This is a genomic window from Aliiroseovarius sp. S1123 (genome assembly GCF_023015885.1).
Lineage (GTDB): Bacteria > Pseudomonadota > Alphaproteobacteria > Rhodobacterales > Rhodobacteraceae > Aliiroseovarius.
This window is the reverse complement of the sequence record NZ_JALKBE010000001.1, coordinates 120129-139871: the sequence shown is the minus strand read 5'-3', so window position 1 is coordinate 139871 and position 19743 is coordinate 120129. Positions and strand designations below refer to the sequence as shown.

Below are 19743 nucleotides of genomic sequence, written 5' to 3'. Positions count from 1 at the left end.
CCCATTACTCCCTTGTTTTAAGGGCTAGAGTGATGTCTGAAGACCGTATTTTGCGCTGCACAAGCCATCCGGAAAATCCGGCAGCAAAGACAACAACCGAGATCGAGCTGCCATAGGCTTTCGGCGCAAAAACAACCGGCACTTGGTAAAGATCGGTCGAGAAGCCCTGCGCAATCAGATGCGAAAGTCCTGTTCCCATCCAAAGACCAAGCGGTAAGGCCAAAAGCACCACGACCGCCAACTCGCCCAGCAACACAAACGCCGCTTCCGAGTGTCTGAACCCCAAGACCCTCAGGCTGGCCAGATCGCGTGCGCTTTCGTCCTGCGCCACGCGGGCCACGTTGTAGACAATCCCGAAGGTAATGGCGAAGGCCATGACGCCCATAACGAAGCGCGCAGACCCCGCCCCTTCGTCCATGACCCGTTGAAAGGCTTCCTCGGCCTCGCTGCGCAGGCTGATCCCTGCGACGGCGGGCATGTCCTTGAGGTCAGCATAGACCTTCGACTGCCACCCATCCCGCATCGAGATATACGCCGCCGAGAACCGATCCGGTTCGCCGATTTGTTGGCCCAGCGCTGCCAGATCCATATAGGCGGGTGCGCCCAGCAGGCTTTCAGCGATCCCAGCCACTTGGGTCATGACGGTCTGCTGTCGCCCCTCTCGGATTTCCAGCATCAGAGTGTCGCCGACTTGGACGTCCAACTCATCCGCAAGCGGTGTGGACAGAACTATGCCCCGCTCAGGCAGAGCAATCGGCCGCAGGTCTTTATCCAAGGCCCGGTGCAGTACGGGGGCCGGGGACAGTCCCGTAATGCTGCCCTTGTAGGTCCGTAGACCATTTCGGAACACCACAGGCACAAAGCGGACGGGCTCGGCACGCGAGATCCCCTCCATCCGTTTCAAATCATAGATCGTCCGCAAGGGCACATTTCGAACGAAGCTGACCGTCGCGTCAGATCGATCCACCACGTTGAAAGTTCGATCAATAGCGACGTCAAACCCGTCATAGATGATCAGCATCGCCAGGCTAAGCGCCATCCCCGAAGCGATCCCGATCACCGCGCCCAGCATCCGCCAAGGCTGGCGCATCAGCCGACGCAAAACCATGCGGGTGGGTTGATCCAGCCGCGCAAACACCCCTTTCTTGAAGGAAATCGAATGCGAGAAGTCGGGGGGCGTTGGCGGGCGCATGGCCTCGGACGGGGTCAGTCGGAAGATCCCGCGCAGGGCCCACACCCCGCCCAAAGTGGCGACGGCGATACTGAGCAGCATGCCTGACGCGAAGGACGCAAACTCAAGCCGGAACAACAGGAAGGGCAGTTTGTAATAGGTCGTGTAGACCGGGACCATTGCTCGCCCCAGCAATACCCCTAGCAGACAGCCCAGCGCCGCGCCGGTCACTGCGATGAACAGCGCCAGCTCCAAATAGTGGCTTGCAACTTCCCGCTTCGAGTAACCAAAGGCCCGAACCAGACCGATCTCTTCCCGCTCTGCGGTGATCATTCGGCTGGTAACGATGTACAGAAGGAAGGCGGCCACCAGCATGAAAACCGGTGGCACGGTGCTGGACGTGACCTCGAGCCCCGAGATCTCTTCGCTTAGGAATCGGTCCGACGGGAAGTCTTCAAGACCATAGGATCCGGGCGCCCCAAACGGATCTAGCACCTGATCAATCTGATCCAGCACTGCGTCTTTATTCGCCCCGCGCAAAAGCGACACCAAAGCTTCGTTAAAGGCGCCTTCAAGGTCCAGCGCGGCTGCAAGCGCGGGTCTGCCCATCCAGATCACGCCAAACCGCGCGTCATCAGGAATGAACTCTCCGGGGGCTGCGAAATAGATGAACTCGGGCGATTGCGCCGTGCCAACTACGTTATACCAGCGACGCACCCCGTTCAGCGTTACTTCAAGACGTGTTCCGGGCACGATGCTGTGAGCGGTCGCAAAGCTTTCCAGCAGCAGGATTTCATCGGGCCGTTGGGCATAGGGCAAACGCCCCTGTGTCAGGCGCACTTCGTTCAGATGTCGCCGCCCGTGCAACGGCAACGACAGGACCTGCATGGAAATCGAAAACTCGCGGGTATCCACTTTGGCGGATGCCCTGCTGTTCAGCCGCGTCTCGACCGTTCGGATGCCGGGAATGTCTGCCAAGCGGCTTTCAACATAATTAGGTGCCCGCACAACTGACGCGAACACGTCGGCAAGTTGGTGGCGTTCGTAATAGGCGTCTCGGGTCAGGGTTAGCGAAGACACGAACCCCGACATCATGATCTGCAACGCAACGCCAATCGCAATCACCACCATGATCGCAGCGGCCTGCGCCTTGATCCGCCACAGATCGCGCATAAGCTTGGCATGCAGCGGGGTCACCAGTGGATCTCCTCGGCAGAGACACGATTCTTGTTCAGCTCGACCTTTTTGATTTGCCCGTCCGCAAAGTGAATGACCCGGTCCGCCATCGCAGCCATCGCGGCAGCGTGGGTGATCAGCAATACGGTCGTGCCCAGCACCTCGTTTACATCCTGAATCACCCTCAGAACGGCGCGACCCGTTGCGCTGTCCAGCGCCCCTGTGGGCTCGTCACAAAACAGCACATCCGGCTGCTTGGCCACCGCGCGGGCGATGGCAACCCGCTGTTGCTCGCCTCCGGACAGTTGTGCCGGGAAATGGTCTATGCGCTTGGTTAGCCCAACAAGCTCTAGCGCCCGTTCCGCAGTGATTGGGTTCTCGGAGATTTCCGTCACAAGCTCGACATTCTCGCGCGCGGTCAGGCTGGGCATCAAGTTATAGAACTGAAAGACAAATCCCACATGGCGCCGCCGATAATTGGTCAGCGCACGGTCATCCATATTCGTAAGATTTTGATCGCGAAACTGGACCGTCCCGGACGACGCGCGATCCAATCCTCCGAGGATATTCAAAAGCGTGGACTTCCCGCTTCCGGATGGGCCAAGCAGGACAACAATCTCGCCGTCTCCGATCTCGAGATCAGCACCTCTTAGCGCGTGAACTGCAGAATGACCTTCACCATAGGTCTTGGTCAGGTTCTGAACCTTGAAAGCGTGATTTGCTTCTGTTTCATGCGCGCGTGCCATGACCTACGATAGCATGAGCCGAAGCCGCCGAATATTGATCGAGGTCAACAATTTTGCACGCTGGATGAACACGCGAGCCCTCTTGCTTCGGGGCCTCAAGCGCGCAAGTTGAAACCACCCGATAGATCGGCACGCCGATCAGGCATCTATCACTTGGATTTTTTGGGGGATGGTGCGGTCGGCGGGACTCGAACCCGCACGAGTGTTACCTCACAGCGACCTCAACGCTGCGCGTCTACCAATTCCGCCACGACCGCATGTCAGGCTAGGTGACGCGCTTCATAGCGAAGGGGTGGGTTATTGTGAAGACCAAAACCGACGGGGGAAAAGAATTTCCGTATGCTTTTTGACAAGTGGCCTTTCAGGTGCCAAATGACGGTCATGGACAACGCTTTGGATATGCCCCCCGTCACGTGGGAAGTCGCCACCGATCTGGTGGATTACGAGACCGCCGTCGCCCGTATGGAAGCCCATGCCGATGCGATGGCCCGCGGCGAAGCGGGAGAGCTGATCTGGCTGTTGGAGCACCCGCCTCTTTACACGGCAGGCACCTCGGCCAATCCGAAGGATCTGGTCGCACCGGACCGTTTCCCCGTCTTTGAGAGCAAGCGTGGGGGGCAGTATACCTATCATGGCCCCGGCCAGCGTGTGGCCTATGTGATGCTCGACGTAGGCAAGCGCGGGCGTGATGTGCGGGCCTTTGTGGCCGCACTGGAAGAGTGGGTCATCAAAACCCTTGCCGAATTCAACGTGACAGGCGAACGGCGCGAGGGCCGCGTCGGCGTTTGGGTCGCACGCGATGACAAACCGCTAACCGCCTTGGGGCAGCCGCCTGAAGACAAGATTGCCGCGATTGGCGTGCGCCTGCGCAAATGGATCAGTTTCCACGGCATATCGATCAACGTGGAACCGGATCTCGAGCATTTCTCGGGCATTGTGCCGTGTGGGATCTCGGAACATGGCGTGACCAGCCTTGTCGATCTGGGGCTTCCCGTCACCATGGATGATCTGGATGTGGCCCTGCGCCGTATCTTTGACGACGTGTTTGGCACCAATCAGCGCTAATTTGCGTCTTTTGGCGCCTGCGACATAGGTACCACTTCCATTTGGCACCAAATTAACGCAGGTTCCCCCGGAATTCGCGTCATCTGGCGCATGTGATCAAGCAAGAGGACTACTATGAAAACGATTCTCTCATCCGCAGCAATGATCATCGCTCTGTCCGGCACCGCGTTTGCCGAAGGCGATGCTGCAGCAGGCGAAAAAGACTTCAAAAAGTGCAAATCCTGCCACGCCATTGTTGATGACGCCGGCGAAGTGATCTTCAAAGGCGGCAAGACCGGTCCAAACCTTTACGGCGTCGTTGGCCGTGCTGCTGGTGCCGTTGAAGGCTTCAAATACGGCAACTCGATCATGGACGCAGGCACCGCCGGTCTGGTTTGGGACGCTGACAACCTGGCCGCATATATCAAAGACCCCAAAGGCTTCCTGAAGGAAGCCACCGGTGACAGCGCAGCCAAATCGAAGATGACCTTCAAATGGGGCAAGCCTGAAAACATCATCGCCTTCCTGGCCACCTTCTCGGCCGAGATGCCGGCCGAAGCTGCCGAAGGCGAAGCCGCTGAAGGTGAAGCTGCCGAAGCCGAATCGACCGCTACCAACTAAGAAACCCGACCAACTGGTCGCGTTATTGCGCTAACGGTGCGTCCTGAACCAAAAATCCCGGTTCAGGACGCATTTTTTTTGGCAATTCGCTGTAATGCAGCGTTGCCCCTGACCCTCCCAGCATATTAAACACGTTAAAAAGCCGGGCAGGGATTTTCCCAGCCCTGTCCTCGTTTAACCCCAAAGGGAGGGATACATGGCGGACGCAGCCATCCACGACCACGACCACCACGACGATCGTGGTTTCTTTACCCGGTGGTTCATGTCGACCAACCACAAGGACATCGGTATTCTGTACCTGTTCCTTGCCGGTCTGACGGGTTTCATCTCGGTCGCATTCACCGTTTTCATGCGCATGGAGCTGATGGAACCCGGTGTTCAATACATGTGCCTTGAGGGTGCTCGTTTCATCGCAGACGCAACTGCAGAATGTACACCAAATGGCCACCTGTGGAACGTGATGATCACGTATCACGGCGTCCTGATGATGTTCTTCGTGGTCATTCCGGCGCTGTTTGGTGGGTTCGGCAACTACTTCATGCCGCTGCACATCGGTGCACCGGACATGGCCTTCCCACGCATGAACAACCTGTCGTTCTGGCTGTATGCCACGGGTGTTGCACTTGGCGTTGCCTCGCTCTTGGCCCCGGGTGGTAACGACCAGCTTGGCTCGGGCGTTGGTTGGGTTCTGTACCCGCCGCTGTCCACGACCGAAGGCGGATACTCGATGGATCTGGCGATCTTCGCCGTTCACGTTTCGGGTGCGTCGTCGATCCTGGGTGCGATCAACATCATCACCACGTTCCTGAACATGCGTGCCCCTGGCATGACCCTGTTCAAAGTACCTCTGTTCGCTTGGTCGATCTTCGTGACCGCATGGCTGATCCTTCTGTCGCTGCCAGTTCTGGCAGGCGCCATCACCATGCTGCTGATCGACCGTAACTTCGGTGGGACATTCTTTGACCCGTCGGGCGGCGGCGACCCGGTTCTGTATCAGCACATCCTGTGGTTCTTCGGACACCCGGAAGTGTACATCGTGATCCTGCCAGGCTTCGGTCTGATCAGCCACGTTATTGGCACTTTCGCCCGCAAACCGATCTTCGGCTATCTGCCGATGGTTTGGGCGATCATCGCCATTGGCGTCATTGGCTTCGTCGTATGGGCACACCACATGTACACGGTTGGTATGTCGCTGCAGCAGCAAAGCTACTTCATGCTGGCAACCATGGTTATCGCGGTGCCAACAGGCGTTAAGATCTTCTCGTGGATCGCGACGCTCTGGGGTGGCTCGATCGAGTTCACAACTCCGATGCTGTTCGCCTTCGGCTTCCTGTTCCTGTTCACCGTCGGTGGTGTTACCGGCGTGGTTCTGTCGCAGGCTGGCGTCGACCGTCTGTATCACGACACCTACTATGTGGTTGCTCACTTCCACTACGTTATGTCGATTGGTGCGGTGATGTGTATCTTTGCAGGTATCTACTTCTGGATCGGCAAAATGTCCGGTCGCCAGTACCCTGAGCTTGCAGGTAAGATCCACTTCTGGACCTTCTTCGTCGGCGTGAACTTGACCTTCTTCCCGCAGCACTTCCTGGGCCGCCAAGGCATGCCCCGTCGATACATCGACTACCCGGAAGCCTTCGCGTACTGGAACAAGATCAGCTCGTATGGCGCATTCATCGCGTTTGCTTCGTTCGTGTTCTTCATCGGCATCGTGTTTTACACGCTGACCCGCGGTAAGCGCGTGACCGAGAACAACTACTGGAACGAATACGCGGATACGCTGGAATGGACCCTGCCCAGCCCGCCGCCGGAGCACACCTTTGAAATCCTGCCCAAGCAGGAAGAGTGGGATAAAGGCCACTCGCACTAAGGTGACATCGAATAAAGAAAAGGCCCGGATCTTCCGGGCCTTTTTTGTTGTGGATGAGGTTCAGGGCAGATCCAACTGGAACCGTTCCTGCCCCCACCCATCGACACTCGTGCGGGCACGGATCCAAACAGTGGGCACGCCATCGGGTACGACAACACCGGACAGGCTGCGGGTAAAGGGCTGTTCGTTCACGTGTGGATGCGCCAGCACGCGGGTGCCCAGCACCTCGCCCGCATCAGACTCGACCCGCCAGCCATCGGCATAGTCATCCCAGCCCGTCTCGGCATGGGTCAGGGTCACACTAAAGGACCAGCCCGAAGTGCCGCTTTGCGCCGTTGCCCCATCAATCACAGCGTCATGGGCCCACACGGGCCCCGCCATCAGAATCAGCCCCAAGATATATGCGCGCATCGCACCCTCCTGTCATTGCCTCAAGACTGCGCCTATCGCGTCGAAAACACCAATCACATGGCAGCGAGCACGCCCAGGCCCTCTTGCCAAGCCCGCCCATGATTTGCGAAAATTCATCCTGCCGAGAGACAAGGATTTCCAATGCCCTATGAGTGGGTCCAACCAGATGGGCCAAACGCCCCCAAAGCCGAGCTGCACCTGTGGCCTTACCGGTCCCTGTCCCGGCGCGGCTTTGTCTGGATCATGGGGATGGGGTTTGGCCTGATGCTGCTGCCCCTGCTGGGGGTGGTGGGAACACTGGCCCTATGGGGGCTCTTACCCTTTGGGCTGGCCGCCTTGGGCGCGCTGTGGTTCTTCATCGAGAAAAGCTATAAGGACGGTGAAATTCTGGAAGAGCTCTGCATCTGGCCTGACCACATGACCCTGACCCGCCACGGCCCGCGCGGCGATCTGCAGGAATGGGAGGCGAACCCGTATTGGGTGTCGATCCAACTACACAAATCGGGCGGCCCGATCCCGGACTATGTGACCCTGAAAGGCAACGGCCGCGAGGTTGAGCTGGGCGCGTTCCTGTCTGAAGACGAACGCCCCCTTCTGCATGAAGAGCTGTCGCAAAAGCTGATGCAGTTAAAATCGCACCAATAAAAAATGCGAGGCCATGGCCCCGCATTCTATATATTTCGTTTTTGAAGGGGTCAGCCCAGCTTGGCCTTCACCATCGGGCCAACCTTGCCAAAGTCCATCTGACCAGTGAACTTGGCTTTCAAAGCGCCCATGACCTTGCCCATATCGCGAATGCTGTCTGCGCCGACTTCGGCAATGGCAGCGGCAACAGCGGCCTCGGCCTCGTCTTCCGACAGCTGCCTGGGTAGGAAATCTTCGATCACCGTGATCTCTTCAAGTTCCTTCTCGGCCAGCTCCAGACGTCCGCCCTCTTCATAGGCGCGCGCGCTTTCCTGTCGCTGTTTGACCATCTTGCCCAGAATCGCCAATACATCAGCATCTGAGACCTGAGTGTCCTCGCTTTTTCCCCGCAGGGCGATATCCTGATCCTTGATCGCGGCATTGATCAGCCGCAGCGTCGTCAACCGCGCTGCATCCTTGTTTTTCATAGCCGTCTTCAGGGCGTCATTCACCCGGCTGCGCATGTCCATGGGTCCATCCATATTCTGTGGCATTCACAAAGATGGGGTTTTACCCAAAAGCCGCAGGGCAATCAACCAATCTGTCAGGCGCTAACAGCGCAAAAATTAACAGCCGTGCCTTTTCGGCACAATGCGGCCTTGACCCGCCCCGACCGCGACACTAGGTTCGCGCCAATTTGTCGATCGGGAGTCGCCCAATGTCCGCTGCCACCGCCCTTTCTCAGGAAAATGCCAAACCCACCGCCTGTCTTGTCCTTGCTGACGGCACAATCTTCTACGGTCAGGGGTTCGGAGCCACCGGTATCACCACCGCCGAGCTGTGCTTCAACACCGCAATGACCGGATATCAAGAGATCATGACCGACCCGTCCTATGCCGGACAGGTCGTGACATTCACCTTCCCCCATGTGGGCAATGTGGGTGTGAACCCAGAAGATGACGAGACCACGAACCCGGTTGCTGCCGGGATGGTCGTTAAGTGGGATCCGACCGAGCCATCGAACTGGCGGTCGACCGAACGTCTGGTGGATTGGCTTGCCAAGACCGGCCGCATCGGCATCGGGGGTGTAGACACGCGCCGCCTGACACGCGCGATCCGTCATCAGGGCGCGCCACATGTGGCGATTGCCCATGACCCGGATGGCAACTTCGACATCGAAACTCTGATCGCCGAAGCCCGCGGGTTCTCGGGCCTTGAAGGGCTGGATCTGGCAAAGGACGTCACCTGCGCCGAAAGCTACAAATGGGACGAGATGCGTTGGGCTTGGCCGGATGGCTATCCCAAGCAGGACAAGCCGCGCCACAAGGTCGTCGCGCTGGACTTCGGTGCCAAGCGCAACATCCTGCGCTGCCTCGCCTCGGCTGGCTGTGACGTCACCGTGCTGCCCGCCACCGCGACCGCAGAAGAGGTTCTGGCCCACAATCCCGACGGTGTGTTCCTGTCGAACGGCCCCGGCGACCCGGCGGCCACCGGCGAATACGCTGTGCCGATGATCAAGACCATTCTGGACACCACGGATCTGCCCGTCTTCGGGATCTGCCTTGGTCACCAGATGCTGGCGCTGGCCCTTGGCGCCCGCACGATCAAGATGAACCACGGCCACCACGGTGCAAACCACCCGGTCAAAGACAACGACACCGGCAAGGTCGAGATCACCTCGATGAACCACGGGTTCGCCGTGGACGCGGCCAGCCTGCCCGAAGGTGTTCTGGAAACCCACGTATCGCTGTTTGACGGCTCGAACTGCGGGATCCGCATGGAAACCCGCCCGGTCTTCTCGGTGCAGTACCACCCCGAAGCAAGCCCGGGTCCGATGGACAGCTACTATCTGTTCGAGCGGTTCTCGGACGCGATGGACGCGCGCGCCTGATCCACGGCGGCACGCCTCTGTGGCGTGGTTAAATTGCACTTATCATAGGTGATGGCGGGTTGGTTAACCCGCCATTAACCATTCTGCACCCAAGCTCGTCTGGTCTGACAGAACAACGAGCAAAAAATGCCATCTCCAGATCTACGTATCATCCACACGAATGATGCGGCTTCGGTTCAGGCAGGGATCGAAGAACACCGCGCATTCGGATCGCACGCGCCCCGACGGGTCGCCCCCGCGCAGCCTATCCCCGCGCCCGCGCGCCGCAAGCCCTTGGGGCAGGTGCTGGTCGAAATGGGCGCGCTGTCCCCCGAAAATCTGTCCCTAGCCGTGGCCCTGATGGCGCGCGAGGATGCGCGTTTTGGTGACATCCTTTTGGCCAATGGCTGGATCAGCCGATCAGACCTCTATTCCGCCTTGGCGCTTCAATATAAATGCGAGATTGCGGACCTGAAGGCACACCGCCCCGACGTGCGCCTGATCGACCGGATCGGGGCCGAGTTCTGCATCCGGAACGGCATCGTCCCGTGGAAACGCGCAGGTGGAGCCACCATTGTTATCTGCGCGCGCCCCGACCAGTTCGAACACCTCTCCAAGAGCTTCCCAACTTCGTGGGGCAAATGCTATCTGGCCATCGCGCCCGAGGAAGACATCCACGCGGCCCTTGTCGACCTGCGCCACCGCAACCTTGCCCAGCGCGCGGAAAGCCGCGTCGCCGCAGAAGACAGCTGCCGGACTTGGAGCCAAACCGCCGTGATGCGCTTCGGGTTGTCCTTGGTGCTGGCCATCAGCGCGGTCTTCGTGGTCTCAAGCTTTGCGGGTTTCGCCGTGCTGGTCGGTTGGGCCGTGCTGACGCTGATCCTGAATTCGTCCCTGAAAGCCATCGCCGCATGGCAGTTCTGGCGCGCGAAACGCGACGACAAGGCTCCTGTCTTCACGCACTCTTCGCAAGGTTTTCTGAAACTGCCCACGGTGTCCATTCTTGTCCCGCTCTACAAAGAACGCGAGATCGCGGGGCGATTGGTGAAGCGGCTGGAACGCCTATCCTATCCGCGCGAGCTGCTGGATATCTGTCTGGTGGTCGAAGAAGACGACACTCTGACCCAGCAAACGCTCGCCCGCTCAGATCTGCCCCGCTGGATGCGCCAAATCGTGGTGCCGCGCGGCGTGGTAAAAACCAAACCCCGCGCGATGAACTTCGCGCTGGATTTCTGCAAGGGCTCGATCATCGGCGTCTACGATGCCGAGGACGCCCCCGCACCAGATCAGATCCACAAGGTTGTGCGCCGGTTCTCGGAACGCGGACCCGAGGTCGCCTGCCTGCAGGGTAAACTGGATTTCTACAATGCCCGCACCAATTGGCTGAGCCGCTGCTTCACCGTGGAATACGCAACGTGGTGGGGGCTTGTCCTGCCGGGTGTCGAACGCATGGGCTTTGCCATTCCGTTGGGCGGCACTACCCTGTTCTTCCGGCGCAGCGCGCTGGAAAAGCTTGGCGGCTGGGACGCCCACAACGTGACCGAAGACGCGGATCTTGGCATCCGTCTGGCCCGTCGTGGATACCGGACCGAGCTGATCGATACGGTGACCGAGGAAGAAGCCAATTGCCGTGTCTGGCCGTGGATCAAGCAGCGTTCACGCTGGATCAAGGGCTATGCGATGACCTATGGCGTCCACATGCGCAACCCGCGCCAGTTGCGCCGCGAGTTGGGCTGGTGGAAGTTTACAGGCTTCCAGATCCTGTTTCTGGGGGCGCTGTCACAGTTCCTGCTGGCCCCGATCCTGTGGACCTTCTGGGCCTTCCCGCTGGGTCTGCCCCACCCCCTGCGAGGCGTAGCGCCGCATAACCTGTTGGTCGTGCTGGGCACAGTGTTTATGGCAGCCGAGCTTCTGACGATCACCGTGGGCGTGCAGGCGGTCAGCAATCCTAAACATCGCTGGCTCAGATATTGGGTGCCCACGCTACATTTCTATTATCCGCTAGCCTCACTCGCCGCGATGAAAGGGTTTTTCGAGATCATGACAAAACCGTTCTACTGGGACAAAACCCAGCACGGGAAGTTTGATCAGCCGCTAGCGATGGACCAGGAGCCTCTTAATCCCCCAGCGCCGAATCCAACTTGATCCGCGTTTCAAACGCCCGCGAGATGTGATTTCTCAGCGCCGCGCGGGCAGCATCCTGATTACGGGCCTCAATGGCCGAGACAATCGCGTCATGCTCGGAAATCGCATCCTCGCTACGCCCTTCGGCCGCCAACGACGTGGTGGCCAAAAGCGCCATCGAGCGGTGGACCAGATCCAGCTGCTGCACCAAATAGCGGTTGTGCGAAGCCAGATGAAGCTGCTTGTGGAAACGACGATTGGCGCGGGCCAAAGCAGACGGGTTGTCCAGCAACTGTCGGTCTTCCTCGACCATCTCGCGCAGCACGCGGATTTCTTCGGGGGCCGCGTGTTGGGCCGCCAGCGACGCGGCCAGCCCTTCCAGTTCTGCACGCACCACATAGAGTTCGGCCAATTGGCTATGATCCAGTGACGCCACGATCAGGCTGCGCCCATCGCGGGTCAAAAGAGACTGCGTTTCCAGCCGCTGAAGCGCCTCGCGGATAGGAGTGCGGGATACGCCAAAACGTTCGGCCAACTCGTTTTCAACCAGCCGGTCGCCGGGCTTGTAGGTGCCTGTATCAATCGCATCGAGGATCATCTCATATGCGTCGCGTTGTCCCTGTTTACCCTCAGCCACCATTCTGTCCTTCCGGCCTTTATTGATCCGCACAGATAAACATGCTGCCATGAACAAGGCAAACACCAAGCACGCGTCGCGACGTCGCAGAGTCCGTTTTCGTCGAATAAGACCTTTAACCTGCCCCAGCGGCGGTCTATTTTCCCTCCATGGTCGCCGATCTGTTCTCTCACGTCAGTCACTGGGTTTTTGACTTGGACAACACGCTGTACCCGCCGCGGGTACGGCTGTTTGATCAGATCGAAGTGCGCATGACCAACTGGGTGATGGAAGAGCTTGGTGTTGACCGGGCCGAGGCAGATCGCTTGCGCCAGAAATACTGGCGCGAGCACGGCACCACGCTTGCCGGATTGATGCGCGAACATGGGGTGGATCCCGGCCCCTATCTGCACGACGTGCATGACATCTCTTTTGATGCGCTTGAGCCTGACCATGACCTTGCCAGCCACATCACCAACCTGCCGGGGCGCAAGATCGTCTACACCAACGGCTCGGCCCCCTATGCCGAACAGGTTCTGGCCGCGCGGGGGCTGTCTGGGCTGTTTGATGCGATTTATGGGGTTGAGCATGCCGATTTCCATCCCAAGCCTGACCGCGCCGCTTTTGATGCCGTCTTTGCGCGTGACGGCGTAAAGCCCGAAGTCGCCGCCATGTTCGAAGACGACCCCCGCAATCTGGCCGTGCCGCACGAGTTGGGCATGAAAACCGTCCATGTCGCGCCCGAACCCGAGCCTGCTGAACACATTCACCATCATACCGACGACCTGACCGCGTTTCTGGAGCGGCTGGTGAAATAACCAAAGGACACGTCATGACCGAACATCATGCTGACATTTTCATCTCAGGCGGCGGGATCGCCGGTCAGGTGTCCGCAGCCGCCTTCGCCGCTGCCGGGTTCAGCGTGGTCATGGCCGACCCCTTCGTGCCCGTCACCACGGCGAACGAGGAAAAATCCGACCTGCGGTCGACCGCATTTCTGCGCCCCGCACGGCAGCTGTTTGATCGCGTAGGCCTTTGGCCGCACCTGGAAGACCACGCCAAGCCTCTGGACCAACTGGCCGTGATCGATACGACCGGCTGGCCACCCGAAGTGCGGGATCGGCGCGTGTTTCGCTCGGACGACATGGGGGACGAGCCCTTTGGCTGGAACCTGATGAACTGGGTGGTCCGGCGTGAAATCTGGACCTACCTTCAAGACCAACCGCTGATCACGCCGCTTTACGGCACGGGCTTTCGCTCGATAGTCCAACGCACCGGCGAAATCATCGTCACCCTGACCAACGGAGACCGCGTCCGCGCACGGATGGGGATCGCGGCGGATGGCAAGTTCTCGCCCCTGCGCGAGGCCGCGGGGATCACCGTTTCGACCACACGCTATGGGCAGAAATCGCTGGCCTTCACGGTCACGCACGACCTGCCGCACGGCAATGTCTCGACCGAGATCTATAACGAGGGCGGACCGTTCACCATCGTGCCGCTGCCCGACATCGACGGGAAACACGCCTCGGCCATCGTGTGGATGAACCAAGGCCCGCGCGCGGTCGAGTTGATGAACATGGACGTGCCCGAATTCGAAGACGTGATGTTCCAGCGCTCGACCGGGTTGCTGGGGCGGATGCATCTTCAGGGCAATCGCTCGGTCTGGCCGATCATCACGCAGACGGCGGATCAGCTGGTCTCGGGCCGCGTCGCCGTCGTGGCCGAGGCCGCCCACGCCCTGCCCCCGATCGGCGCTCAAGGGCTGAACACGTCGCTCAATGACGTGATCGCATTGCTTGAACTGGCCGAAGCCAACCCAAGCGCCCTTGGGGATCCTGCGATGATGAAAGCCTATGACGCGGCCCGCGCGCCTGACATTGCGCGCCGCGCCCGTGCCATCGACCTGTTCAACCGCGTCACACGGTCAGGGGATGGCGTGATGCAAACCGTGAGGCTTCTGGGCCTGAAAGCGGTGCATGACGTGGCCCCCATGCGCAAGCGTGTCATGCGTGCGGGGCTTGGTCCGAACTGACCCAACTGCGGCAGGCCGTCACATGACAGGATTGTCGCATTCCGCTTCCTGAACACATGCAGGATACCCGTCCCGCAACGTGAACAGGAGACTTACCATGGCAACCGAACTGACCCCGGAACAGCAAGCCAAAGACGCCCGCGCCGAGAAAATCGCCTTCATGATCATCGGCGCAGTTATTGCAGCCCTTGCCGCTGGCTTTCTTCTGAAAGGCATCATGGGCGTGGGGCTTGTCGCCCTGTCGACCGTCCCCGTGATCTATCTTTTGCTGCTTACCATGGCAGGCGGAAAAGGGTAGTCACGTCAGTCTTGGCGCACAAAAAACGGCGCGCAAATCATGCGCGCCGTTCTGACTTTAAAGAACTTTCTTCAGCACATCCTCAAGCCGGGCCACGCTGGCATCGACATCATAAAGCTTGTCGAGCCCGAAAAGACCCAAGCGGAAAGACGAATAGTCGTCGCCCTCATCGACCATCAACGGCACACCCGCCGCGATCTGCACACCCTCGGCTGCGAAGGCCTTGCCGGCCTTGATGTCGGGATTTGCGGTATAAGACACGACCACTCCAGGCGCTTCGAACCCTTCGGCGGCCACGGATTTGATGCCGTTCTCAGCCAGCAAAGCGCGCACACGGCGGCCTTGTTCCCACTGGGCATCGCGCAGCTTTTCGAACCCGTAGTCCTTGGTTTCCAACATGGTGTCACGGAATGCGCGCAGCGCATCGGTGGGCATGGTCGCGTGATAGGCATGCCCGCCGCCTTCATAGGCCTCCATGATCGACAGCCACTTACCCAGATCCACCGCGAACGAGGTCGAAGTCGCAGCTTTCGCCATATCCCGCGCGGTGTCGTTCATCATGACGATCCCGGCAGACGGTTGCGCCGACCACCCCTTTTGCGGGGCCGAGATCAACACATCCACACCGGTGGCTTTCATATCGACCCAAGCACAGCCCGAGGCGATGCAGTCCAAGACGAAGATCCCGCCCACGCCATGCACGGCATTGGCTACGGCTGTGATGTAATCATCGGGCAAGATCATCCCTGACGCGGTTTCGACATGCGGGGCGAACACGACATCCGGCTTCTCTTCCCGGATCTTCGCCACAACTTCATCAATCGGGGCGGGCGCGAAGGGCGCATCCGGTGCATTGCCCACGCGGCGCGCTTTCATCACGGTTTCCGCGGACGGTATCCCACCCATCTCGAAAATCTGGCTCCAACGGAACGAAAAAAACCCGTTGCGAATGACCATCACCCGCTTGCCGGTCGCAAACTGACGCGCGACCGCCTCCATCCCATAGGTGCCACCACCGGGAACAAGGGCCACGGCGTCAGCGTTGTAGACTTCTTTCAACGTGGCTGAGATGTCCGTCATCACGCCCTGAAAGGCTTTGGACATATGGTTTAGGGACCGGTCGGTGAACACGACCGAGAATTCAAGCATTCCATCGGGGTCGATGTCGGGCAGAAGTGCGGACATTGGGATCTCCTTCTCTGTGCCGGATCAGCGTGACCCAGATTGCACCAACAGGGAAGAGGTCAAATCGGCCCAGGGCGCCGTTCTTCGGACAACAGCACGTTGGCCTCGACGTCGCCCACACCCGGCATGGTCATGATCCGGCGGCGCAACACGCGTTCGAAGTCAGAAATGTCGCGCGCCACAACGCGCAGGCGGTAGTCATACAGTCCCAGCACATGTTCGACCGTTTGCACTTCGGGAATGGCAGACACCGCGCGCTCGAAATCATCCAAGCTGATGCGGCCCTTTGTGGCGAGCTTCACGCCCAGAAACACGGTCACACCGAAGCCTAACGCCTCGCGATCCAGATCCAGACGCCGTCCCGCGATCACGCCAAGATCCGTCAGCCTCTTGATACGACGCCATGCAGCGGGCTGGCTTAACCCGACTTCGCGCCCTAAGGCACCGGCGGATTGGGTGGCGTCCTCTGCCAGAAGGCGCAGCAGGGCCAGATCAATCTCGTCAAACTCGGTCATAGCGGCAGGCTTTCATCCGATTTGATCCGCGCCACATGCATCAACGCTTCGATATCCGCGATATGGGGCAATGACAGGATCTGGTCACGATAGATGCCTTGATAATGCGGCATGTCGCGGGCGATGACGGACAGACGCACATCGACGCGTCCCACAAAGGTCTGGATCTCGATCACTTCCCGGATGTCACGCGCAGCGTCGATAAAATCATCAAATGCGCGGGGCTGTGTCTTGTCGAGCGTCACGCGCAGGCTGACCTCGACCTCGTACCCTAAGGCACGCCAATTGATCACCGCACGCGGACCTCGCAGGATCTTCTGATCGCGCAGGCGTTCAATCCGACGCGACAGCCGTGCCGCGGACAAACCCACCCGGTCTGCCAACTCGGACCCGCCGAGAGTCGGGTCCGCCTGCATTTGTCGCAGAATGCGTCTATCGAGATCGTCTAACATGATTTTTCTATTATCATATCATTTGGCGAATGGTTAGCGCCAATTTCATCCGCAAAATACCGGTTATTCATCTCGAATGCCGCACATCCATGCCTATGATGCGGCCTGAAAGAACAACCCATGCAACGGAGCACCCGATATGCGCGTTTACTACGATCGCGATTGCGACATTAACCTGATCAAAGACAAAAAAGTTGCCATCCTGGGCTACGGCTCGCAAGGCCACGCTCACGCGCTAAACCTGCGCGACTCGGGCGCCAAGAACCTTGTTGTTGCCCTGCGTGAAGGCTCGGCATCGGCCAAGAAAGCACAGGCTGAAGGTCTGGAAGTCATGGGCATCGCCGAAGCAGCTGCTTGGTGTGACGTCATCATGTTCACCATGCCCGACGAACTGCAGGCTGAAACCTACAAGAAATATGTTCACGACAACATCAAGCCGGGCGCAGCCATCGCATTCGCCCACGGCCTGAACGTTCACTTCGGCCTGATCGAGCCGAAAGAAGGCGTTGACGTGATCATGATGGCCCCGAAAGGCCCGGGTCACACCGTGCGCGGCGAATACGTCAAAGGCGGCGGCGTTCCCTGTCTGGTCGCTGTTGACACCGACGCAACCGGCAAAGCGCTGGAAATCGGTCTGTCCTACTGCTCGGCCATCGGTGGCGGCCGCTCGGGCATCATCGAAACCAACTTCCGTGAAGAGTGCGAAACCGATCTGTTCGGCGAGCAGGCTGTTCTGTGCGGCGGTATCGTCGAGCTGATCCGTTGCGGTTTTGAGACCCTGGTTGAAGCTGGCTACGCGCCGGAAATGGCTTACTTCGAGTGTCTGCACGAGACCAAGCTGATCGTTGACCTGATCTATGAAGGCGGTATCGCCAACATGGACTACTCGATCTCGAACACCGCAGAATACGGCCAGTACGTCACCGGCCCGCGCATCCTGCCCTACGAAGCCACCAAGAAAGCCATGAAAGAATCGCTGGAAGACATCCAGACCGGTAAATTCGTGCGTGACTTCATGCTGGAAAACGCCGTTGGTCAGCCGACCATCAAAGCGTCGCGTCGCCACAACGACGAGCACCAGATCGAGGTTGTCGGTAAGAAACTGCGCGACATGATGCCTTGGATCTCGGCTGGCAAGCTGGTTGACCAAGAAAAGAACTAAGTCTGACATATGTCAGCACAAGGGCGGCCCAAGTGGCCGCCCTTTTTCGTTGATCAGGTTTGTGCGACCGACGCAAAACGCATGCCCAACACCACGTCCCATCCGCTGTTGTAGCTATCTCGTTTTTCCTGCGCGTCGGCGCCCCAGACCTCCCACTGCGAATGGGTCAGCGTGACTTGTGTCTGGCCATTCCTCACGGCCGTGAATTCTACGTCAACGCGCGTTGCTTTGTCTGCACCGCCGCCCGGATGCCACGTTATGGCCAAGCGCGCGCCCGGCTCGAACACCAGCACCTCGCCCCAGTCCGAGCGTGTACCGTCATGCATCACCTCATATATCGCACCCCCAAGCTTGGGTTCGACCACCACCGACAGCGCGGGTTTGCCCTGCGCCACGGATACGGCATGGGTATCCAGCGGCCACCACCGAGAAATGCGGTTCACAAACACGTCGAAAGCGTGGTCTGGCGTGCAATCGACGGAAATGGTTTTCACGATTGGATCAGTCATCTTGGGCGCTCCCCTCTGCAATCTCGTTGGCAAAATTCCCAAGAACAACGTCCCAATACTGGTCAAGCCAGTTGCGCAAGTCCGCCACCCCCTCGGGGCGTACCGCGTAAATTCTTCGCGTCCCTTCGACCCGGCACACCACCAACCCCGCATCAGACAGCACCTTCAAATGCTGAGAAACAGCCGGGCGGCTGACCGGTAGGACTTTTGCCAGTGCCCCGACAGGTCGGGGGGCGCGCGCCACGGCCTCGAACACCTGTCTACGTGTTGGGTCGGCAAGAGCGAAGAGTGATTCTTGGTAAGTCATAACTTACCGTAAGCTATTACTTACCTTTTGGCAAATTCTGCGGATGACACGGTAAACCCCGCGGGATATGTCAAAGCTATGACTGACAACCCAACAACCCGAGACTGGGCAGGCGTCATTGCCCTTGGCCTGATTTGGGGCGGCACCTTCATGGTCGTCGCCATCGCGCTTGAGGGCTATGGCCCGGTGACCGTCGCCACTGCGCGCACCACTTTAGGTGCGGTCGCTCTGATGGGGCTGGTCATCGCAACGGGCCGTAGCCTGCCGAAATGGGACGCGGCGTTGTGGTGGTCGATCACGATCATCGGCATTCTGTCTACCGCGCTGCCTTTCATGCTCCTCAGCTGGGGGCAGCAATATGTACCATCAGCTTTCGCCGGGCTATCGATGGCCGCGATCCCCTTGATGGTGTTGCCGCTGGCGCATTTTTTCTCGGATGAACCGCTGAATTTTCGCAAGTTCATCGGGGTAACGTTGGGGTTCTGCGGCGCGCTGGTTCTGATCGGACCGGGGCTGGCACAGCTTGGACAAGGCACAGAACCGCTGGCCCAATTGGCCTGTATCGGGGCCGCGCTGTGCTATTCCGTGGCGTCGATCCTGACACGCCGCTGCCCACCGATTGATCCGGTGGTGCTGGCGGCCATGACCCTCGTGGTCGGATCCGTCATCCTGTTTCCCATCATGCTGGCCACTGAAGGCTGGCCCGAATGGGAGAGCACGCGCTCTGGCCTGGCTATCGTTGCCTTGGGGCTTTTGCCCACCGCGCTGGCAACGCTTCTGCGGGTCGCGATCATCCTCAGTGCGGGCTCGGTCTTCATGACGCTGGTGAACTATCAGGTGCCGGCGTGGTCGATGGTTTTCGGCGCGTGGATCCTGTCCGAGGCGCTTCCGCTGCGCTTCTTCGCGGCGCTTGCCCTGATCATGACCGGGCTGGCGATCAGCCAATGGTACAGCCTGCGGAAGATGCTGACGGGTCGCTGAGCGCGCCGTGGATTTCGTGAATTTCGGCA

Annotated in this window: 21 protein-coding genes and 1 tRNA gene; 11 read left to right on the top strand and 11 right to left on the bottom strand. The window is 59.3% G+C overall.

Annotated features, from left to right (window positions below; genetic code table 11):
* Positions 1-4: 4 nt before the first annotated feature.
* From MWU53_RS00650 to MWU53_RS00640, 3 genes are all read right to left on the bottom strand, one after another.
* Positions 5-2368, bottom strand: coding sequence for an ABC transporter permease (locus MWU53_RS00650; protein WP_247089285.1), 2364 nt, complete (start codon positions 2366-2368; stop codon positions 5-7).
* On the bottom strand, positions 2365-3093 hold the full coding sequence (locus MWU53_RS00645) for an ABC transporter ATP-binding protein (RefSeq protein ID WP_247089283.1): 729 nt from the start codon (positions 3091-3093) through the stop codon (positions 2365-2367). The genes MWU53_RS00650 and MWU53_RS00645 overlap by 4 nt, the downstream gene beginning before the upstream one ends.
* A gap of 170 nt (positions 3094-3263) precedes the next feature.
* Positions 3264-3350 (bottom strand) — tRNA-Leu (locus MWU53_RS00640).
* A 124-nt stretch (positions 3351-3474) separates the two neighbouring features.
* Between MWU53_RS00640 and lipB the strand changes: the two genes are divergently transcribed.
* The 3 genes from lipB to MWU53_RS00625 all read left to right on the top strand — a co-directional run bounded on the left by lipB (position 3475) and on the right by MWU53_RS00625 (position 6628).
* A complete protein-coding gene (lipB, locus tag MWU53_RS00635; protein WP_247089281.1) occupies positions 3475-4158 on the top strand; it encodes a lipoyl(octanoyl) transferase LipB in 684 nt (227 codons plus the stop codon).
* 114 nt (positions 4159-4272) lie between these two features.
* Complete coding sequence (locus MWU53_RS00630) at positions 4273-4758, top strand: cytochrome C (RefSeq protein WP_247089279.1); 486 nt, start codon at positions 4273-4275, stop codon at positions 4756-4758.
* A gap of 196 nt (positions 4759-4954) precedes the next feature.
* Positions 4955-6628 (top strand): cytochrome c oxidase subunit 1, encoded by a 1674-nt coding sequence (locus MWU53_RS00625; protein ID WP_247089277.1) that lies wholly within the window; start codon positions 4955-4957, stop codon positions 6626-6628.
* Positions 6629-6688: 60 nt separating this feature from the next.
* Here MWU53_RS00625 and MWU53_RS00620 read toward each other — a convergent pair whose 3' ends face one another.
* The gene (locus tag MWU53_RS00620; protein WP_247089275.1) at positions 6689-7039 is read right to left on the bottom strand and encodes a hypothetical protein; all 351 of its coding nucleotides are present in this window, start codon (positions 7037-7039) and stop codon (positions 6689-6691) included.
* A gap of 141 nt (positions 7040-7180) precedes the next feature.
* Here MWU53_RS00620 and MWU53_RS00615 point away from each other — a divergent pair, with 141 nt between their 5' ends.
* Complete coding sequence (locus MWU53_RS00615; protein WP_247089273.1) at positions 7181-7684, top strand: DUF2244 domain-containing protein; 504 nt, start codon at positions 7181-7183, stop codon at positions 7682-7684.
* Positions 7685-7734: 50 nt separating this feature from the next.
* On the opposite strand, the gene MWU53_RS00610 is transcribed toward MWU53_RS00615, so the two are convergent.
* Complete coding sequence (locus tag MWU53_RS00610) at positions 7735-8193, bottom strand: GatB/YqeY domain-containing protein (RefSeq protein WP_247089271.1); 459 nt, start codon at positions 8191-8193, stop codon at positions 7735-7737.
* A 188-nt stretch (positions 8194-8381) separates the two neighbouring features.
* On the opposite strand from MWU53_RS00610, the gene carA reads away from it, so the two are divergent.
* Positions 8382-9554: a glutamine-hydrolyzing carbamoyl-phosphate synthase small subunit gene (carA, locus tag MWU53_RS00605; RefSeq protein WP_247089269.1), complete on the top strand. Its 1173-nt coding sequence runs from the start codon at positions 8382-8384 to the stop codon at positions 9552-9554.
* A 126-nt stretch (positions 9555-9680) separates the two neighbouring features.
* Positions 9681-11678, top strand: a complete 1998-nt coding sequence (locus tag MWU53_RS00600; protein WP_247089267.1) for a glycosyltransferase family 2 protein — start codon at positions 9681-9683, stop codon at positions 11676-11678.
* On the opposite strand, the gene MWU53_RS00595 is transcribed toward MWU53_RS00600, so the two are convergent.
* Positions 11650-12294, bottom strand: a complete 645-nt coding sequence (locus MWU53_RS00595; RefSeq protein ID WP_247089265.1) for a GntR family transcriptional regulator — start codon at positions 12292-12294, stop codon at positions 11650-11652. The two genes, MWU53_RS00600 and MWU53_RS00595, sit on opposite strands and share 29 nt — an antisense overlap.
* A gap of 149 nt (positions 12295-12443) precedes the next feature.
* Here MWU53_RS00595 and MWU53_RS00590 point away from each other — a divergent pair, with 149 nt between their 5' ends.
* From MWU53_RS00590 to MWU53_RS00580, 3 genes are all read left to right on the top strand, one after another.
* On the top strand, positions 12444-13091 hold the full coding sequence (locus tag MWU53_RS00590; protein ID WP_247089263.1) for a pyrimidine 5'-nucleotidase: 648 nt from the start codon (positions 12444-12446) through the stop codon (positions 13089-13091).
* A gap of 14 nt (positions 13092-13105) precedes the next feature.
* Complete coding sequence (locus tag MWU53_RS00585) at positions 13106-14305, top strand: FAD-dependent monooxygenase (protein WP_247089261.1); 1200 nt, start codon at positions 13106-13108, stop codon at positions 14303-14305.
* Positions 14306-14402: 97 nt separating this feature from the next.
* A complete protein-coding gene (locus tag MWU53_RS00580) occupies positions 14403-14603 on the top strand; it encodes a hypothetical protein (RefSeq protein ID WP_247089259.1) in 201 nt (66 codons plus the stop codon).
* Between the two features lie 57 nt (positions 14604-14660).
* Here the strand turns inward: MWU53_RS00580 and MWU53_RS00575 are convergent, their stop codons facing one another.
* From MWU53_RS00575 to MWU53_RS00565, 3 genes are read right to left on the bottom strand one after another with little or no spacing between them, the layout of a single operon-like run.
* The gene (locus tag MWU53_RS00575; RefSeq protein WP_247089257.1) at positions 14661-15788 is read right to left on the bottom strand and encodes an aminotransferase class V-fold PLP-dependent enzyme; all 1128 of its coding nucleotides are present in this window, start codon (positions 15786-15788) and stop codon (positions 14661-14663) included.
* Positions 15789-15847: 59 nt separating this feature from the next.
* Positions 15848-16303 (bottom strand): Lrp/AsnC family transcriptional regulator, encoded by a 456-nt coding sequence (locus tag MWU53_RS00570; RefSeq protein WP_247089254.1) that lies wholly within the window; start codon positions 16301-16303, stop codon positions 15848-15850.
* Positions 16300-16755: an Lrp/AsnC family transcriptional regulator gene (locus MWU53_RS00565; RefSeq protein ID WP_247089246.1), complete on the bottom strand. Its 456-nt coding sequence runs from the start codon at positions 16753-16755 to the stop codon at positions 16300-16302. Before MWU53_RS00565 ends, MWU53_RS00570 begins: the two co-directional genes overlap by 4 nt.
* Positions 16756-16894: 139 nt before the next feature.
* On the opposite strand from MWU53_RS00565, the gene ilvC reads away from it, so the two are divergent.
* Positions 16895-17917, top strand: a complete 1023-nt coding sequence (gene ilvC, locus MWU53_RS00560) for a ketol-acid reductoisomerase (RefSeq protein WP_247089244.1) — start codon at positions 16895-16897, stop codon at positions 17915-17917.
* A 53-nt stretch (positions 17918-17970) separates the two neighbouring features.
* On the opposite strand, the gene MWU53_RS00555 is transcribed toward ilvC, so the two are convergent.
* Together MWU53_RS00555 and MWU53_RS00550 are read right to left on the bottom strand one after the other, a co-directional pair.
* A complete protein-coding gene (locus tag MWU53_RS00555) occupies positions 17971-18426 on the bottom strand; it encodes an SRPBCC family protein (RefSeq protein ID WP_247089242.1) in 456 nt (151 codons plus the stop codon).
* Positions 18419-18733, bottom strand: a complete 315-nt coding sequence (locus MWU53_RS00550) for a metalloregulator ArsR/SmtB family transcription factor (protein ID WP_247089240.1) — start codon at positions 18731-18733, stop codon at positions 18419-18421. Before MWU53_RS00550 ends, MWU53_RS00555 begins: the two co-directional genes overlap by 8 nt.
* 78 nt (positions 18734-18811) lie before the next feature.
* On the opposite strand from MWU53_RS00550, the gene MWU53_RS00545 reads away from it, so the two are divergent.
* Positions 18812-19714 (top strand): DMT family transporter, encoded by a 903-nt coding sequence (locus MWU53_RS00545; protein WP_247089238.1) that lies wholly within the window; start codon positions 18812-18814, stop codon positions 19712-19714.
* Positions 19715-19743 lie beyond the last annotated feature (29 nt).

Coding starts and splice junctions, on each gene's coding strand:
- MWU53_RS00645 (WP_247089283.1), bottom strand. CDS start 3,093: ATGGCACGCGCGCATGAAACAGAAGCAAATCACGCTTTCAAGGTTCAG.
- lipB (WP_247089281.1), top strand. CDS start 3,475: ATGGACAACGCTTTGGATATGCCCCCCGTCACGTGGGAAGTCGCCACC.
- MWU53_RS00630 (WP_247089279.1), top strand. CDS start 4,273: ATGAAAACGATTCTCTCATCCGCAGCAATGATCATCGCTCTGTCCGGC.
- MWU53_RS00625 (WP_247089277.1), top strand. CDS start 4,955: ATGGCGGACGCAGCCATCCACGACCACGACCACCACGACGATCGTGGT.
- MWU53_RS00620 (WP_247089275.1), bottom strand. CDS start 7,039: ATGCGCGCATATATCTTGGGGCTGATTCTGATGGCGGGGCCCGTGTGG.
- MWU53_RS00615 (WP_247089273.1), top strand. CDS start 7,181: ATGCCCTATGAGTGGGTCCAACCAGATGGGCCAAACGCCCCCAAAGCC.
- MWU53_RS00610 (WP_247089271.1), bottom strand. CDS start 8,193: ATGGACATGCGCAGCCGGGTGAATGACGCCCTGAAGACGGCTATGAAA.
- carA (WP_247089269.1), top strand. CDS start 8,382: ATGTCCGCTGCCACCGCCCTTTCTCAGGAAAATGCCAAACCCACCGCC.
- MWU53_RS00600 (WP_247089267.1), top strand. CDS start 9,681: ATGCCATCTCCAGATCTACGTATCATCCACACGAATGATGCGGCTTCG.
- MWU53_RS00590 (WP_247089263.1), top strand. CDS start 12,444: ATGGTCGCCGATCTGTTCTCTCACGTCAGTCACTGGGTTTTTGACTTG.
- MWU53_RS00585 (WP_247089261.1), top strand. CDS start 13,106: ATGACCGAACATCATGCTGACATTTTCATCTCAGGCGGCGGGATCGCC.
- MWU53_RS00580 (WP_247089259.1), top strand. CDS start 14,403: ATGGCAACCGAACTGACCCCGGAACAGCAAGCCAAAGACGCCCGCGCC.
- MWU53_RS00575 (WP_247089257.1), bottom strand. CDS start 15,788: ATGTCCGCACTTCTGCCCGACATCGACCCCGATGGAATGCTTGAATTC.
- MWU53_RS00570 (WP_247089254.1), bottom strand. CDS start 16,303: ATGACCGAGTTTGACGAGATTGATCTGGCCCTGCTGCGCCTTCTGGCA.
- MWU53_RS00565 (WP_247089246.1), bottom strand. CDS start 16,755: ATGTTAGACGATCTCGATAGACGCATTCTGCGACAAATGCAGGCGGAC.
- ilvC (WP_247089244.1), top strand. CDS start 16,895: ATGCGCGTTTACTACGATCGCGATTGCGACATTAACCTGATCAAAGAC.
- MWU53_RS00555 (WP_247089242.1), bottom strand. CDS start 18,426: ATGACTGATCCAATCGTGAAAACCATTTCCGTCGATTGCACGCCAGAC.
- MWU53_RS00550 (WP_247089240.1), bottom strand. CDS start 18,733: ATGACTTACCAAGAATCACTCTTCGCTCTTGCCGACCCAACACGTAGA.
- MWU53_RS00545 (WP_247089238.1), top strand. CDS start 18,812: ATGACTGACAACCCAACAACCCGAGACTGGGCAGGCGTCATTGCCCTT.